The following is a 17,111-nucleotide window of genomic DNA, read 5'->3' as shown; positions in this document are numbered from 1 at the left end:
CACTTTAGTAAACTGGTTTACTAAAAATGCAAAAGGCTTTGCCTTGCATTTGTAAACACTTACATAAGCAATATACCGCCCACTTAGCCATTTGTCAATGCTTTTACGCTCTCACGAATAATTAATTTTGTCTCGAAGACTTTGTTCGGAACTTTGCGTTGAGGGAATTCAATCGTATCGATTAGAAAACGAGCCGCATAAAATCCAATATCAAAACTAGGTTGTCGCACCGTCGTTAATTGTGGAATCATGTACTCAGATAATTTTAATCCATCAAAACCGATGACAGAAATATCATCCGGAATTTTTTTACCCATTTCATGAATAGCTTGATAACAACCGATTGCCATTGCATCATTTCCACAAAAAATCGCTGTGATATCTTTGTGTTCCAATAATCTTTTAGTTGCGTCATACCCACCTTGAACCGTTAGTTCGCCATGCTCAACGAATTTCCCATTAAACGATATTCCATGATCTTTTAGTGCATGTCGATAGCCATTAAACCGTTCTTCTAGTTGATAGTAGCCAGTTGTTTCCTTTAACATGCCAATTTTTGTGTGCCCTTCTTTGATAAATAATGAAACAGCTTGATACGCTCCCTCATATTCTTTAACAATTAAGCGGCCACTATCTCGACGATTTAAACCACGATCAATCAAGATAATCGGCATATTTTTATAAAATCCACTGTCTAAAGCATAAGCCTCTGGTAAAACGTTTGGTGTAGCTAATAAAATCCCATCGACTGAACGATGCGCTAATTCACGTAAATATTTGATTTCATTTTCTTGCTTGTGTCTTGAATTACACAACATAATTACATACCCAAGTGGATTTAAATAGCTTTCGACACCTTCAATTAGTTTTGAGAAAAAAAAGTCTGTTACATCTGGAACAATCATTCCAATTGTTTTTGAATGACGGTTGATTACATTTGAAGCAAAATAATCTGGCTTATAATGATGTTCATTAACAATGTTCAAAACTTTTTTTCTAGTTTTGTCACTAAAGCGACTTCCTTTATTATTCAAAATTTGCGAAACAGTTGTAACTGATACACCAGCCATCTCAGCAATATCTCTAATTGTTAACTTCACTTTTTCTCCCCCTCAACTTGAACTTTTAATCAGTGTAACAAAACCTTTTCTAAAAAAATAGTTAATTGATAGCACTTTCTTAAAATGAAAATAATTTTGCAAACAAAAAAATTGCAATAGATATTCCACACTCGAATATCTATTGCAATAAAAATTGATGGCCAAACTTATTCTTTTACACTTTTAATAATGTAATAACCTTTGTCTTTGGTAACGATTGTTGCGTTGCCAAAAGTTTCTTCCATTTTCTTTTGTGCACTTGGTGCGCCCTGTTTTTTCTGAATGACAATTGTCAACGTGCCACCTGTTTCTAAAAGTGGATAGGCGCCTGTCAAAATTTCGTGAACAACTTTTTTTCCAGCACGAATAGGCGGATTGCTAATAATCGCTGCGTACTTTTCTTGATGCACATCTTCGTAAATATTTGATTGATGAATGTCTACGTTCGCCAGTTGATTACGATTCGCATTTCCTTGTGCTAATTCCACTGCGCGTAAATTAATGTCAATCATTTCAATCGTACGTTGGCTAGCATACGCAATGGCTAACCCAATTGGTCCATAACCACAGCCAACATCTAACACGTTTCCTTCAGCTGGAATTTCTTCCCAATCAAACGCGTCGATTAACACACGCGAACCATAGTCTACCGTTTCACGTGAAAATACCCCGGCATCTGTCACAAAGTGAAATAATTTTCCTTTTAACTCAAACGACCATTGCTCAAAGTCATGGGCAACATTGGGACGCTCTGTATAATAATGATCTGTCATCTTTTCCATCCTTCTTCTATTATGCTGCACATAGTCTACCTTTTTCTTCAAAAACAAACAAGTACTATCCATTCAAAATCAGTTCATTTAACTCGTTTCTTTCTTTGATTTTAGCAAATCGAACCTATTGGATAAAGCCATGTTTTCAAATTCGTGAAAAAGTCTTCTCATTCCCTTTATAAGAGGTAGGGTTTAGCACTATTTTATGTTAGAATAAATCCATTGACGGGAGAGAACGCAGGAGGCTATTATGAACGACCCAATGAACTACTATCGTATTGCAAGGGAAGAATGGCAAGAATTTTATCGTAATGGACAAGCACCACTGACACAAGCGGAATTAGACAGCATCAAAAGCTTGAATGATCGAATCTCGATGCAAGATGTTCAAGATATTTATGTTCCTTTAACGCACCTCATTCATCTTTATATGAAAGAATTTGAATCTTTATCATTAAGTAAAGGACTCTTTCTCCATAAATATGTACCTGTGTCGCCTTTCATTATTGGCATTGCGGGGAGCGTTGCTGTTGGAAAAAGTACAACTGCACGTTTGTTGCAAACAATCTTGTCTCGTACGCTAAAACGACGAAACGTTCAATTGATTACGACTGATGGTTTTTTGTATCCTAATAAGGTCTTGCGTGAAAAAGGAATCATGGATCGCAAAGGATTTCCTGAAAGCTATGACATGGAAATGCTCATTGATTTTTTAAATCAAGTAAAGTCTGGAAAAGACGAGTTGAAAGTTCCTATCTACTCTCATGATGTTTATGATATTATTCCCGACGAGTATGAAGTGATCCAGCAACCAGATATTTTAATCGTTGAAGGAATCAATACCTTACAACTCCCAGCTAACCAACAAATTTACGTTAGTGACTTTTTTGATTTTTCTGTTTTTGTTGATGCCGAACCTGATTTGATTGAAAAATGGTATCTCGATCGTTTTGCTGCGCTGTTAGACACAGCTTTTCAAAATCCTGAGAATTATTATTATCGTTTTGCAATCGGTGATCGTGAAGACGCCTTTCAAATGGCCAAAGAAGTCTGGAAAAATGTGAATTTGAAAAATTTAGAGGAATATATCTTGCCTACACGTGGTAGAGCAGATATAATTCTCCATAAAACTGAAAATCATATCATCGATTCGATTTTCATGCGCAAATATTAGCATTTTAAAATAGTAAAACTATTTTGAGATAAATTTAAATGGATAGGGGTAATAAATGTGACAAACGTTGCCGATATGACGAACGTTGAAAAGATTATCGTGTTAGATTATGGTAGCCAGTATAATCAATTGATTACACGACGCATCCGTGATTTAGGGGTCTTTTCTGAATTATTGAGCCACCGAATTACTGCAGAAGAAGTTAAAGCTATGAATCCAAAAGGAATTATCCTTTCTGGTGGACCAAACAGTGTTTATGACGAAGGTGCTTTTAGTATTGATCCTGAGATTTTCAATTTAGGTATACCTGTATTAGGAATTTGTTACGGAATGCAGTTGATTACGTACAATCTTGGTGGGAAAGTTGAACCTGCTAAAAACCGTGAATACGGAAAAGCCTTATTGGAAGTTACAACAGATGATGCGGTGTTATTCACTGATACACCAAAAGAACAAACGGTTTGGATGAGTCATGGCGACTTAGTAACGAAAGTTCCTGAAGGTTTTGAAGTTGTCGGTACAAGCAAAGACTGTCCTATCGCTTCTATTCAAGATACTACACGTAACTTTTATGGTATCCAATTCCATGCTGAAGTACGTCATTCTGAATACGGAATCGAATTATTACGTCACTTTGCCTTCGATGTCTGCCATTGCCAAGGTAACTGGTCAATGGATAGCTTCATTGATATGCAAGTTGAAAAAATCCGTGAACAAGTTGGCGACAAAAAAGTCTTGCTTGGCCTTTCTGGCGGAGTTGACTCAAGTGTTGTTGGTGTCCTTTTACAAAAAGCGATTGGCGACCAATTAACATCAATTTTTGTTGACCATGGTTTGTTACGCAAAAATGAAGCAGATCAAGTAATGGAAAGCTTAGGTGGAAAATTCGGCCTAAACATCATCAAAGTAGATGCACGTGATCGTTTCTTAAACAAACTAAAAGGTGTTTCTGATCCTGAACAAAAGCGCAAAATCATTGGTAATGAATTTGTTTATGTTTTTGATGATGAAGCAACAAAATTAGCTGGCGAAGAAGGTATTTCTTTCTTGGCACAAGGAACACTTTATACAGACGTTATCGAAAGTGGTACTGAAACAGCTCAAACAATCAAATCTCACCATAATGTTGGTGGACTACCTGAAGATATGCAATTCGAATTAATCGAACCTTTAAATACACTCTTCAAAGACGAAGTACGTGAATTAGGAACTCAACTTGGAATGCCTGACTCAATCGTTTGGCGTCAACCATTCCCTGGACCTGGTCTTGGTATCCGTGTCTTAGGTGAAATCAGCGAAGACAAATTAGAAATCGTTCGTGAATCAGATGCTATCTTGCGTGAAGAAATCGCAGCAGCTGGTCTTGATCGTGACATCTGGCAATACTTTACTGTCTTACCTGGTATTCGTTCAGTTGGTGTTATGGGTGATGGCCGTACGTATGATTACACAGTCGGTATCCGTGCAGTTACTTCGATTGATGGAATGACAGCTGACTTTGCTCGTATTCCTTGGGATGTCTTGCAAAAAATCTCTGTTCGCATCGTAAATGAAGTCGCACACGTAAACCGCATCGTGTACGATATTACTTCTAAGCCACCTGCAACTGTGGAGTGGGAATAAAGAGCTAACATAATATGGATGGGGAACGCCTATAAATCAACATTCTTCAGTTGCTAAATAGCTTGATTTTCATTAAAAATGATATGGTTCCCTACCATTTTCCCTACCAAAAATCCCTTGTCAGATTAACGTTTGACAAGGGATTTTTCTTTTGTTCTCTACTTTTTAAGACCTGATTCTGTGACATAGTTTTTGAAGGAGTTGGATAACCTTTTAATAGCAATAGGTTGAGCAACTTTTCAACAGATACGGTTTTAATGGATTTCACCACATTTAAGACCATCGTACCTAAAGACGTACCCAAAAAATATGCGTGAATCAGAACGATATTGTAACTATCTTTCCATTATTTTTTGACTCAAACTCCTAATAGAACCAATTTGTTTCTCAAACATTAAATCCCACAGATTAAGGCATTCCTCTGCTACTATTTTCATTTCATCTAATGATGAACCGGAAGTTTCATCGTATAATCCGATTATTAATTTAGAGATTTCATTGTCAATACCCCAAACATAATTATTAATATTCCTATTTTCTATTATCTGATAACTCATTGAGAGAACAATATCTTTATAATCAATTATTGATTTTGATTCTTGTTCTAGATAACGTACAAAACCATGTACCGTTCTACCACTCATATTTGAGTCCATTATTTCAAGCAAAAATTCTTTGTCTCTATTCAAATCAATACGATTATTATAGAAAAGAGACGAGAACGGTACTTCTAAATCTAATTCACTATTTTTAAAATTTAAAATTATTTCTTTGGCAATATTATTAAATCCATCCTTATTAAAATAAAGATTTGCCATTTCAAGAATGCACTTAGCTTGCTCTTCACTCATAATATCAATATTGTCTAATATATTTTCAAATTCATTGTGAAGAATATACATTTCACAAAGACAATATGATCCCATTTTAAGAATATCTTTATCTTCTGATTCATAGCAACTCATAATAATTGATAATACTCGTTCACGATATTTAGGATATAAATAAAATAGCATATCTTTTGTTTCAGAAAAGCCAGCGAATTTACAATCTTGTTCATACAAATCCAAAATTTGGGCTGACGCCCAATCTCTATCAATATTATAGGATGGCCATAGAGCATATAAAGATGCTAATTTCACTGCTGGATTTTGATCGGAGACTAATGATTCGATCGCTGTTTTAAATGAACCAAATAAAGTCTCATGATCCCACAACAATCTCCCTATAGTTTGAGCAGCAGAACCTCTTACACAATTAATTGAATTACTTTGTAGCATATTAAAACTTTTCATTTCTTTATCATCATAAGTAGTTACATTTACTTGCCCAATTTCAGGATTTCTATGATTAATTGCTATATCCACAATAATATCTATGATACTTGAAGACCAAACATTATTACTTTTTTTACTTATAATCTCACAAATATCATTTGCCCTATATGAGGTATAATCATATGAAAAAGTTAAAATCAGTTTTTCTAAAAGCTCAACTGGTACCTCTTCAATATTCCCACTAAAAGCAACTCCACTAAACAATGCATCGATATACTCAACAAAAATTCCTTCTTTATGATGAATAACCAACTCTATGAATCTCTTAGGATCTTCTGATACTACACTTCTAAAACTACTAGAAAATCCATTAATAGTGTTGTCTACAAAATCATCATTCCAAAATGAGCGATCACGACCCTTAATCTTTTTACTTTTTAAAATTGCTAACCACTGTTTCTCACCAAGTTTTTTCCCAGAAATTGGAGATACTACACTACCTGATTGAATTCCATGCTGTGTGTAATAATTTGTACCATCAGAAAATTTTCGTTTTAAAACCTTAATCATATCAATAGCTTGATTACTCATACGATTAGTGGGTAAAACCTCTAAAAGTTCCTTTTGTAAGTCTCCACAAAAATTCCAATAAACTCGCATACCGTTTTCTTCTTTATTATATTCAATCCTTCTTTTATAACGCTCTTTCGCATTCGAAGGAAAATACTTCAAAATTTTATTCTCTAATTTACTAAAAATTTCTTGGCTACAGTGCTCAGCATGCTTAACTAATACTTTTTTAGCAAGTGCTAATTCACCCTTACTTCCATCTGTTAATACAAAGATATTATTATCAAAATCCTGAATTAAGTATTCTATTACTACGTCACTATATGATTTAGGCAATTGTACAAATCCATCTAAAAGAATTTCATTAAATAAATAAAATCCCTGTCCCATAAATTTCTGATAATATTCCCAAAATATTGAGGGATCAGAAGAAATAATATTTGCATTTGCTTTTTTTACAATCTGAATACAGGATCTTTCCAGCCCATTGTTATGCTCATAACGACCTGACCATTCACCAATAGTTAATATCCTATCTTTTTGGGCTGGAATATATGGAACTAATAAATCAATAATCTCCATGCCATTGCTTATAATTATTTCAGACACACTATCAAGAAATTCTTCTTCATATCTGTAGATACTTTTCTCATGTTTATTAAGCTTATTTTTAAGAAAAAATTCCAATATTCTTATAGTTCTCATTTCCGTATTTTTCATCATTTTTCTTATATCAATATAAGCTTCTGATTTTTCTGGATATTTTTCATAGAATTTCATTCTTAATTCAAATAACTCATCTGTATCTTCATTCAAATCAAATGGGAAACACCTTACAAATCGATTGTCATCTTCTTCTGATTTAAAAGCATTCTTTTCAATAAATAATATATCTTCTGAACTGTATTCTGGAGATATGCTTTCTAATAAGTTAAATACTATTTCTTTTCTTTCAGAATCTTCAAACCATTTATCCAAAAAACCTTCTTTTTGCAATAACCTAACATATTGGGGTTTAGTCATAAAAACACTTCTAGTAAAATGTTTTTCATATAATTTGTCTTCACATTTATCAAGAATAAACCTTTGTATATTTTCATCTAAAAATTCTACTTGATTCAATATTTCTAAAAAAACAAATTTTATAAAATATCTGATTTTATCAGTTTCAAAAATTTTTTGTCCTACTTCTAAAAAATCCCAACTATCATATTCCAACAGCATTTCTAAAAACATTTGAATTTGATATCTCTTACTTGGAGTCTGTTTATCCTTAGGCCCAATTAGGTCTATAATACTCTCTCCATCAAAATATCTTTTTACTAATTCATCGGCAAGAAAGCAATCTAAAATAGATTGATGGGCAAAGGATACTTTATTACCTTGAATAACAAAAAAAGAATTTGATGCTAAAAAATCTATATACGATTTACTTATATTAAGTGCTTTCAAAGGAAAATATATTCTACCATTTTTTTCTAACCAACTTACTATTTCTGACTTTATTTTATTTAATTCTATTTCATCAAGCCCTGAAATAGAGCACTTTTCAGATATTTGATTCCACCATTCTGATACTAAGTTACTAGTAGAAGAACATTCGGCATAATTTTTTCTAGGATCTAATTGCTTCCATATATAAAGATTGCTGGGTATCTTTAATACTTCCTTCAACTTATTCGTTATTTGATTATATCTTTCTCCAATAATAGGACGAACAATTTCCTCGCTTAAATCATTGATTTGTATTTTGTTCCATTTAATTGAATTAACTTCCGTATCTGACTCTCTAAATAATAAACTAATATTATTATCATTATCCAAATCGTAGGTGCGACAAACAAAAACAACAGAAATATTGTGCTTTCTTTCAGAATTTAATTTCAGCACTTGATCTATAATTTGTTCACATACTAGTAGTGACTCCCTAGAATGAGCCTGTGTCCAACGTAACGCATCCAACTGATCTAAAATAATAACAGCATGTTTGTTTTTTGAAATACTATGCATACAATGTGCAATAGATGCGGGTAAACCTATCTCTTTCCCCCAATTTTCAGCAGTTCCTTTAGGAATTCGCTTGTCTAATTTAATTGCTAAATAGGGTATCTCTTTCTCTTGACAATAATTTATAATATCTACTGTACAGCCACTTTTCCCACGACCAGCTCTTCCATGTATTATAATAGATTCTCCTGCATCTATCCTTCTTCTACATAGCGAAAATTCATCTCTAATAATCAATGTGTCATCAATTTTTGAGAATCCTTTTTCATATTCCACATTTAATTCTTTAATTCTAGGTAGTATTCGCTTATCCGAAGTTAAATTTCTTAATTGTATTTTTTTACTTTCAAGAAATGAATATATATTAGAATAGTTAATTTCTTTCCCTAAAATATCACCTTCAACTATCCAAGAAATGAATAAATTATATATTTCTTCTTCATTTCCTATTAAAAGATAACGTATTTTATCTAAAATAGTTTCTTTTAAACTAGCATCTGGAGTTTGTCGATAAAAAATTCTATTTAAATAAGAAATACCTTTAGCTAGTTCTGACTTTATATCTTTATTTATAGACATTGCTTTACAAAAATTATCGAAAAAATTAATGAATTTTTTACTAGAAGTACGTATTTGTCCTGAATAAAAATTATCTGGATCTCCACCACTACTCCTTGCTCTTTCAATCAAATCTTCTAAAAAAGTAAAGGTTAAAGGAGAAATGAGAGAAACTGTATTTGCGTCATCTCTATCTAAATGATATTTCCAATGATCGAAGATACCTTTAGCATTGATACTCGCATAATCCCAATATTCTTTACTTCCATTTCTCCCTTTACATTGTTGACCTTCCTTTATTCCATTTTTTTTCCCAACCCATATATCTACTCCTTTTTCATCATCACCAAGTGCTTCTAAAATAACGTATTCAATTTTCTCTTCTAAAATTTGTAACAATTGATATACTACCCATCTTATTTCAAATCTGTTACCATCCTTATCTGCTCTTCCACCTTTTTCATATGGCACCCTTATCATCCCCTATTGATTGTCATTTCTTAGTTAATTTGATAATCCTCGATATATCATCAATCTCCAATGCATCCGCAATTCTTTCAATGTGTTCTAAATAAATTTTTTGTCTTTTTCCATTTGCCAAATTGCTTAAATTTGAAGGCTCAATTCCCGACAATCTTGCGAGTTCTCTTAAAGACATTTGACGTTCTGCTAATAAATCGTTGATCAGCACTTCCACTTTTCTACCACCTTCATTTTCGTTCATTTATATTTCCTCCCTGTGTTGTCTATATAAACATGGTATAGTATAATAAATTCAGACTGTTGTTCGTATAGACATGGTTTTTGTAAAATAGCAGGAGGAACCCTTATGAGATCGGAAAAAGAAAATAAAGAATTACTAACAAAGAAGAACCAACCGATTAAAACCATTACTCAACAAGATATCAATGCGCTAGAAATAACGCTTGAACAACTTCAATCATGGACATCAACACTAGGAGTATTAAACGAATTTTTTGATTTTGAAAAAGAAACAATTAATAAAAAAAATATCATTCGAAAATATCATGCAAATGCTCAAATATTCAAAATCTTTCTCAATGATTTTCTACAACGAACTGATAGTTTAGAGAAACAACTTGAAAAGTTAAAAACTAGAGAAAAAGTTAAAGTTTAGACTTATAATATGTTTTATTCCGGTCTAGCTTATAAGCTGAATAGCAAAACAAAGAAGCCAACAGTTATAAAACACTGTTGACTTCTTTTTGTATGCAATTATTTACTTTTTAAAATAGAAATTTGCTTTCGGATTTCATCATCAAACATTGGTAAAGTTTCCGGTAGTTGAGTTACTCTATATAAATCAGCCGCTTCATCATATTTATAGGCCTGAGTTTTAGCTTCCAATTTTTGTTTATCGATTCCATAATAGATAATAGTTGAATCTTTTAAGGTAAGCCCAATTTGTTCAAAATTTGCAGTAAATACTTCATGATCTGCTTTTTGTTCTAATAATTCAGGACATTCATAAAGCAGTTCTATATTCTTCTCATTAAGAACAAATGGCATAATGTGTAATATATTTTTTCCCGGATCTGCATATACATAGTATTTAACTTCTTGTTGTTTATAATCTTCACGTTGTTCAATAAATTCATTTTGATAGCTTCCTGTATAAAGGTTCGGTATACCTAGCATTGAACTATAATTGAATTTTCCAACAACTTTTCCATATGTACCATTATCAATAAAATATTTTGCAACGGCTAACCACATCAAATCATCATAAGATCGCTTTTCAGGCGGAACACTTTCAAAAATTTCATAAAGAATATTATCACTGAATTTAACATTGAAACTGCTATCAATTAAATCATATAAATATTCATCTGCTCGACCATACAATATTTGATCTGGTAACATATTCCCTAATATCGCAATTTTTTCTAGTTTATCTCTTTTAGGAATACTGACCCCTTTTTCCCAATTGTTGACAGAACTTCGTGGAGAATCACCTAATAAACTTCCAAATTCGTCCATACTGTAGCCTAGATTTGTCCTAATTTCTCGAATTCTTTCGCCTACTTTTTTTTTGTTTGGTTTCATAAAGCTCAATCTCCTCAATGGTTAAAAGCCAATTTTTTATCAAAATAATCATAACAAATAATGCACTAAGAGTAAAATATTTTTGTACTAATTTTTGTACTAAAAAATATTGACAAATATTTCTAGCTCCATTAGACTATATTTGTACTAAAAAACGTACTAAAAGAAAGCGAGGGATATGAAATGGCAGTAAAAATTAATGATTTAACTTTACCAAAAGAAAAGCTTGAAAATGAATATCAAGTAGTCCAGGTCTCCCGTTGGCAAAAAGACGGCGAGGTGTTGGGTTGGACGTATGAATGTGTACTTCCAAAACTCCGATTTGAAAAAATCAGTGTCAAAGTTAAAAGTGAAGCTCCTGTAATCACGAAAGAAGCATTAGATGAAAAAGGTATGGCAATCGTTCGATTTGATAATCTTATGATTACTCCTTGGGGTCGTGTAAACGGACAATTTGTTAGCTATGGACTAACTGCTACAGCCGATAAAGCCACACTAGTTCCAAACAAATGACTGAGTACTTCACCGCCCATGACGTGCTTAAAAAAGTAGAGGGGCTGAATTCCCTCTCGACCTTAAACAAATGGGCAAATTTTATTCAAAAAGAGTGCGATTACCAATTTCACTATGATTATATTCGTTTTGCCAGTCACACAAAAACCAAAAGAACAATCAATCACCGTAAAACCAGAATGTTTTCACTAGAAGAAATTCAAAAATTTCAAAAAGTAATAGAACTGATCCCTATATTGGGTAGAGACTCTTCTTTACGAAAATTTTTTGATCAGAAACACCATTTAGATACCATGAATCATAGTGAATTACTAACTGAAATCATCAATCAAATTGAAGTTAAGTTGGCAAATAAAGAGGTGTTATTTCAAGCATTAACAAAAAAGTACCAACAATTGGAAAGAAGTTATCAAACATTAGAACAACGCTTGGCTCAACTTGAAGAATCACTATCCACCCAAGAGCAGCCTTCCAGCGGGTGGTTTCGACGGAAGCGGTAGAGCCATCAAAGCTCAAGCCGCTTTCCGCTCGAAAATCAACCACACGATGGATGATTGCTCTGGAAGAAAGGCGTAGGCTTTCTTCCTACTTAACTTGATTTATAGAACAACATCAGGAGAAAATCGACTGCTCTTTGACAATTGAATATGCAACAAGGAGTGATGATTTTTGCAAGCTTATAATCAGAAAATCATTGAAACTCCCACGTATATTGAAATTTATGATTATGAAGCAATCATTACCCCAAAATGTAAAACGATAGAAAATGAAGTAAATTCAGAACGAAAACAACAATTAGCTTGGCTTTATGAAGATGAGACTACTATTGAAAAAAGAAAAAACTATGATGAACTATCCGCTCAAGGACAATATGACAGTTTAAAACGCAAACAGAAGCATTATCAAAGTATGCGATTTGAGATTGCCCGCCTTGTAGACACGAATTTTGACAATCAAACGAAATTTTTAACCCTCACTTTCAAAGAAAACATTCAAGACATTGAGTATGCAAATAATGAATTTAAAAAATTTATCAAACGACTGAATTACGACCTCTATAAAACTAAAAAAGCAAATTTGAAGTATCTCGCCACGTGGGAAAAGCAACAACGCGGTGCTATTCACTACCATATTATCTTGTTTGGCTTTCCTTTTGTCTCTTTTGACCGCTTAACCACGATTTGGGGTCGCGGTTTCGTCAGGATCAACAAGATCGATGTGGATAGTATCGAAAATCGTGGGCGCTATATCAGCAAATATTTCGATAAAGAGTTGGAATTGAAAGAGCATAAGAAAAAAGCTTTTTTCAAGTCACGGAATCTCAGACTACCAATTGTTACTAAAAAGATAGTGAAGAAACCTTATGATTCCACGAACCAAGACGTACTCTACACAAGCGAATATATAGCTAGACGTCCATTTTTTTACAATGCTTTAAATGAGTTTGGAAGTCCTGAACAAGTAATGGATTTTCAAGAAAGCACCGTTCATTATACAAAAATAAGAAAGTAACACTATTACTCAATGCTAGTGTTTTCTTTGAAAGTGAGTGTATAAAATGAAGAATACAATTTGTCGAAAAGATTTAGAAGCGCTTGGATTTAAAACACATCAAGCAGCTACAATAATCCGCCAAGCGAAAACAAAAATGGTAACTCAGGGATATCCATATTATAATAATAAAAGAGTTGGGGTTGTCCCCCGACAAGTAATTGAAGAAATTATAGGTGTTCCTCTTTCACAGGAGGAATAACTATGAAAACAAAATACCCTTGTGTATATCAAGATAAAAATGGTCGCTTTTTCTATCTAGTTGAATTAGGAACAGATCAAATAACTGGAAAGAGGATTCAGAAGAAAGGAACAAAAGACTCTCTAGGTAAACGATTTTCATCAGCTCGTGAAGCACACAAAGAAGTCATGCGTATCAAAAATGAATACATGGTTGTAAATGGGTTTGCGAATTATGATTTAACTTACAAAGAATTTATGGAACAGTCTTACATTCCACACTACAAAGCTAGTGTACAAAAAAGTACTTGGAGTTCGCGTGAGTGTGGATTAGTTCAGATTACTGAATTATTTGGTGATAAAAAACTTCGTGAAATCAATGTGCGAGATTGCGAAAATTATCGAATTTGGTTATTGAACGATAGCGGATACTCACAAGCTTACAGCTCACTTATGTATGGTATGTTTCGTAAATCAATAGACTATGCGGTCACCTTGCAATTTTTGAAAGAAAATATTTCCAAAAGAACAAAAGCAATTCCAAAAGGAAAATCAATCGTTCCCTACTGGACAAAAGAAGAATTTGAAAAAGTTTTGGCAAAAATCTATAAAGATGATTTCTACGAACATATGTGTTTTGTAATGATTTGGCTATATTACATGACTGGGCTACGTGTGAGCGAGGGATTAGCACTTAATTGGAATGGCGTGGATTTTAAACGTAAAAAATTGAGAGTTCATCACACCTTGGAAATGACAAATCAAAAAGATTTTATTCGGAAACCCTACACAAAAACTGAAAGCGGTCTGCGAATCATTTCTTTGGACGATGATACAATTGAAGTGCTAAAAAAGTGGAAAGTTGTTCAAAAAAAACATGGTGTAGAACAATTTATCCTTAGCTATACCGACCTCCCGCTCTATCGTTCAACTGTTCAGCGAATTATTCAGCGCTATGCCAAATTAGCTAAAGTTCCGATAATTCAAGGAAAGGGGTTACGACATTCTCACGTCAGTTATTTAATTAATGAGTTCAATGCAGATATTCTAGTCGTATCTCAACGGCTAGGTCATTCTAGCCCTGAGATTACTTTGAAACACTATGCTCATCTGTGGAGCCGTAATGATGAAGGAATTGCCGAACAAATGACCGGAAATATCAAATTTACTTACGCAACAAAATCTAATCTAACAAACTTTAACGGGAATCAAGCAGTAAAAATCTAACCCTACCATTTCCCTACCTAAATGAAGAATAGACTGAAAAAATGCTGATATAACAGCATTTTTAGGAAGCTACTCATATTGAGTGGGAATAATAAAAAGAGCCAACAAACATTGTTAAATCAATGTTTGTTGGCTCTTTATTTTTTTATAATCATACTTTTATCACAGTTGCTTCTTTTATTTCTGAAATTGATTTTTAACATCTTTTACTAAGCTCTGGTAATTCAATCTTTATATAATTATTTGAGGATTCTGCAACAGCAAAACTTGCTAATAGAAAAAATTGAACAAACCGCTTTTTCTATATAAAAACAGTTTGGAAAAACAAACATTCACTTTGAAAATTCTGGACTAAATGTTGCTGCTATTGTAAGCTTACTTAAAATATTCGTAAAAAAGGACCCCTTATCATTGTAAAAAAATTATGAGCCTTTGGCATGAATGGGTGAAGATTAATTACAGCAAGCACACAACAATTGATTACATTTTAGGAGTGAACATAATTGAAAGAAAATATTTACGATAATAATCGCTTTTTTGATAAATACAGCCATTTTCCAAGATCCGTAGCTGGACTCAGTGCTGCTGGCGAATGGCATGAATTAAAAAAAATGCTGCCAGACTTTCAAGGGAAAACTGTTTTAGATATTGGCTGTGGTTTTGGTTGGCACTGTATCTACGCTGCAGAACGCGGTGCAGATAAAGTAATTGGGACAGATATTTCAACAAAAATGTTAGCTGGGGCACGCGAACGAACACACCTTGCCAATATTGAGTATCAACAGATTGCAATGGAAGACTTAGATTTTAAACCTGAAAGTTTCGACATCATTATCAGTTCATTGGCACTTCACTATACCCCTGATTTTGATCGAATTTGCTCAAAAATTTCTTCTTTTCTTCGTGTAAATGGTGAGTTCATATTTTCGGTAGAACACCCTGTTTTTACCGCATATGGGAATCAAGACTGGATCTATAACGAAGATGGGACACCTGATCATTGGCCTGTTGACAATTATTTTCTGGAAAATCAGCGTAAAGCAGTATTTTTGGGAGAAACTGTCACCAAATACCATAAAACACTGACAACTTATTTAAATACATTAATCAAACATGGATTGAGCATTACCGCAATTGTAGAACCAATACCAGACAAACATTTATTGGATAGTGTTCCCGGAATGAAAGATGAATTAAGACGTCCAATGATGCTACTGGTTTCTGCTAAAAAAATCAAATAAATTTCTTACTTTTATTTTTTACTATAGATTATCAAAAGTCAGCTAATTAAAGGCTGACTTTTTCCTTTTTCACTGTAAAGTAAATACTAGGGAGAATCGCTTCTTTTCATTTGAGAATCACAGCCGGAACAATTATTCGCCTTTTAAAATAAAAAGTAGTAGAATAAATTCAACTTATTAAAAGTAAGTGAAATTATTCAAGGTTAAGGAGGATTTCAATTATGAAAAACATTGGCTTTTTAAGTTTCGGTCATTGGATGGATCAAGGTTCTTTAGTAAAAACCGCTCAAGATGCTTATCTACAATCAATTGAGCTAGCTGTCGAAGCAGAAAAACTCGGCATTGATGGTGCTTGGTTCCGCGTCCATCATTTTGCACCACAAATTGGCTCACCATTCCCACTACTTTCTGCAATTGGTGCACAAACAAGTAAAATCGAGATTGGAACAGGATTAATCGACATGCGTTACGAAAATCCTTACTACATGGCAGAAAATGCTGGATTAACAGATATCATTACCCAAGGACGAGTGCAATTAGGCGTCGGTCGTGGTTCACCTGAACAAGTTCTCGATGGTTGGAAATACTTTGGTTATGATTACAGCGAAGAAGAAATCAAAGAAGTTACACGTGAACGAACACTTGAATTTTTAGAGTTATTGAAAGGTGAACGTTTTGCTGAACCAAATCCAATGCCAATGTTCCCACAAGCACCAGGAAAATTGCGTATTGAACCTTATTCAGAAGGTTTAGAAAAACGGATTTGGTGGGGAGCAGGCTCACAAGAAACAGCCATTTGGGCGGCTAAACACGGAATGAATCTTCAATCATCAACACTTGTTAATAACGAATCAAATGAACCTTTCCACGTTCAACAAGCAAAACAACTACGTGCATACAAAGAAGCTTGGAAAGAAGCGGGTCATGATTTTGAACCAAGAACGCTCGTTACTCGTTCCATTCAGCCAATTACAAGTGACTTAGATCGTCGTTTATTTGGTGGAAATGATGATTCTAAATACGATCAAGTTGGTTTCTTAGCTTATCATCAAAATCCAACAATTTTTGGTAAAACGTTTGCTGGCGAGCCAGATCAAATCGTAAAAGAATTAGCGGAAGACGAAGCAATCAAAGAAGCGGATACTGTTCTTGTAACTATTCCAAACACTCTGGGAGTTGAATACAACGTTCATTTGCTTGAATCCATTGTAAAAGATGTCGCCCCTGATTTGGGTTGGCGTTAAAAAATT

15 protein-coding genes are annotated in these 17,111 nt (G+C 33.6%); 10 read left to right on the top strand and 5 right to left on the bottom strand.

Annotated elements, in window-relative coordinates; genetic code table 11:
* Positions 1–83 precede the first annotated feature (83 nt).
* Both IGJ66_RS00210 and IGJ66_RS00205 read right to left on the bottom strand, forming a co-directional pair.
* Complete coding sequence (locus tag IGJ66_RS00210; protein WP_067483582.1) at positions 84–1,100, bottom strand: LacI family DNA-binding transcriptional regulator; 1,017 nt, start codon at positions 1,098–1,100, stop codon at positions 84–86.
* Between the two features lie 167 nt (positions 1,101–1,267).
* Entirely contained in the window at positions 1,268–1,873 is a 606-nt protein-coding gene (locus tag IGJ66_RS00205) for a class I SAM-dependent methyltransferase (RefSeq protein ID WP_067483583.1), read from the bottom strand.
* A gap of 250 nt (positions 1,874–2,123) precedes the next feature.
* On the opposite strand from IGJ66_RS00205, the gene coaA reads away from it, so the two are divergent.
* Positions 2,124–3,047 (top strand): type I pantothenate kinase, encoded by a 924-nt coding sequence (gene coaA, locus IGJ66_RS00200; protein WP_067483584.1) that lies wholly within the window; start codon positions 2,124–2,126, stop codon positions 3,045–3,047.
* 57 nt (positions 3,048–3,104) lie between these two features.
* On the top strand, positions 3,105–4,670 hold the full coding sequence (guaA, locus tag IGJ66_RS00195; protein WP_270346033.1) for a glutamine-hydrolyzing GMP synthase: 1,566 nt from the start codon (positions 3,105–3,107) through the stop codon (positions 4,668–4,670).
* A gap of 335 nt (positions 4,671–5,005) precedes the next feature.
* Here the strand turns inward: guaA and IGJ66_RS00190 are convergent, their stop codons facing one another.
* On the bottom strand, positions 5,006–9,553 hold the full coding sequence (locus IGJ66_RS00190; protein WP_430616668.1) for a hypothetical protein: 4,548 nt from the start codon (positions 9,551–9,553) through the stop codon (positions 5,006–5,008).
* A 22-nt stretch (positions 9,554–9,575) separates the two neighbouring features.
* Positions 9,576–9,806 carry a helix-turn-helix domain-containing protein gene (locus tag IGJ66_RS00185; RefSeq protein WP_067483600.1) on the bottom strand — a complete coding sequence of 77 codons (231 nt, stop codon included), beginning with the start codon at positions 9,804–9,806 and terminating at the stop codon, positions 9,576–9,578.
* 105 nt (positions 9,807–9,911) lie between these two features.
* On the opposite strand from IGJ66_RS00185, the gene IGJ66_RS00180 reads away from it, so the two are divergent.
* Positions 9,912–10,220 (top strand): hypothetical protein, encoded by a 309-nt coding sequence (locus IGJ66_RS00180; protein ID WP_430616667.1) that lies wholly within the window; start codon positions 9,912–9,914, stop codon positions 10,218–10,220.
* A gap of 98 nt (positions 10,221–10,318) precedes the next feature.
* Here IGJ66_RS00180 and IGJ66_RS00175 read toward each other — a convergent pair whose 3' ends face one another.
* A complete protein-coding gene (locus IGJ66_RS00175) occupies positions 10,319–11,149 on the bottom strand; it encodes a helix-turn-helix domain-containing protein (RefSeq protein WP_430616666.1) in 831 nt (276 codons plus the stop codon).
* A 183-nt stretch (positions 11,150–11,332) separates the two neighbouring features.
* Between IGJ66_RS00175 and IGJ66_RS00170 the strand changes: the two genes are divergently transcribed.
* The 7 genes from IGJ66_RS00170 (at position 11,333) to IGJ66_RS00140 (ending at position 17,105) form a co-directional block, all read left to right on the top strand.
* Positions 11,333–11,662 carry a hypothetical protein gene (locus IGJ66_RS00170; RefSeq protein WP_067483604.1) on the top strand — a complete coding sequence of 110 codons (330 nt, stop codon included), beginning with the start codon at positions 11,333–11,335 and terminating at the stop codon, positions 11,660–11,662.
* Complete coding sequence (locus tag IGJ66_RS00165) at positions 11,659–12,162, top strand: hypothetical protein (RefSeq protein ID WP_033592540.1); 504 nt, start codon at positions 11,659–11,661, stop codon at positions 12,160–12,162. The genes IGJ66_RS00170 and IGJ66_RS00165 overlap by 4 nt, the downstream gene beginning before the upstream one ends.
* A 169-nt stretch (positions 12,163–12,331) precedes the next feature.
* A complete protein-coding gene (locus IGJ66_RS00160; protein WP_067483606.1) occupies positions 12,332–13,174 on the top strand; it encodes a rolling circle replication-associated protein in 843 nt (280 codons plus the stop codon).
* Between the two features lie 46 nt (positions 13,175–13,220).
* Complete coding sequence (locus tag IGJ66_RS00155; RefSeq protein WP_033592536.1) at positions 13,221–13,415, top strand: DUF3173 domain-containing protein; 195 nt, start codon at positions 13,221–13,223, stop codon at positions 13,413–13,415.
* A gap of 2 nt (positions 13,416–13,417) precedes the next feature.
* Entirely contained in the window at positions 13,418–14,620 is a 1,203-nt protein-coding gene (locus IGJ66_RS00150) for a tyrosine-type recombinase/integrase (RefSeq protein ID WP_033592534.1), read from the top strand.
* 503 nt (positions 14,621–15,123) lie between these two features.
* The gene (locus IGJ66_RS00145) at positions 15,124–15,861 is read left to right on the top strand and encodes a class I SAM-dependent methyltransferase (protein WP_271026979.1); all 738 of its coding nucleotides are present in this window, start codon (positions 15,124–15,126) and stop codon (positions 15,859–15,861) included.
* A gap of 221 nt (positions 15,862–16,082) precedes the next feature.
* Positions 16,083–17,105, top strand: coding sequence for an LLM class flavin-dependent oxidoreductase (locus IGJ66_RS00140; protein ID WP_067483610.1), 1,023 nt, complete (start codon positions 16,083–16,085; stop codon positions 17,103–17,105).
* Positions 17,106–17,111: the final 6 nt, after the last annotated feature.

The sequence above is a fragment of the Enterococcus sp. DIV0176 genome, from assembly GCF_050528535.1.
GTDB lineage: Bacteria > Bacillota > Bacilli > Lactobacillales > Enterococcaceae > Enterococcus_B > Enterococcus_B thailandicus.
This window is presented reverse-complemented; position numbering and strand designations above follow the sequence as displayed.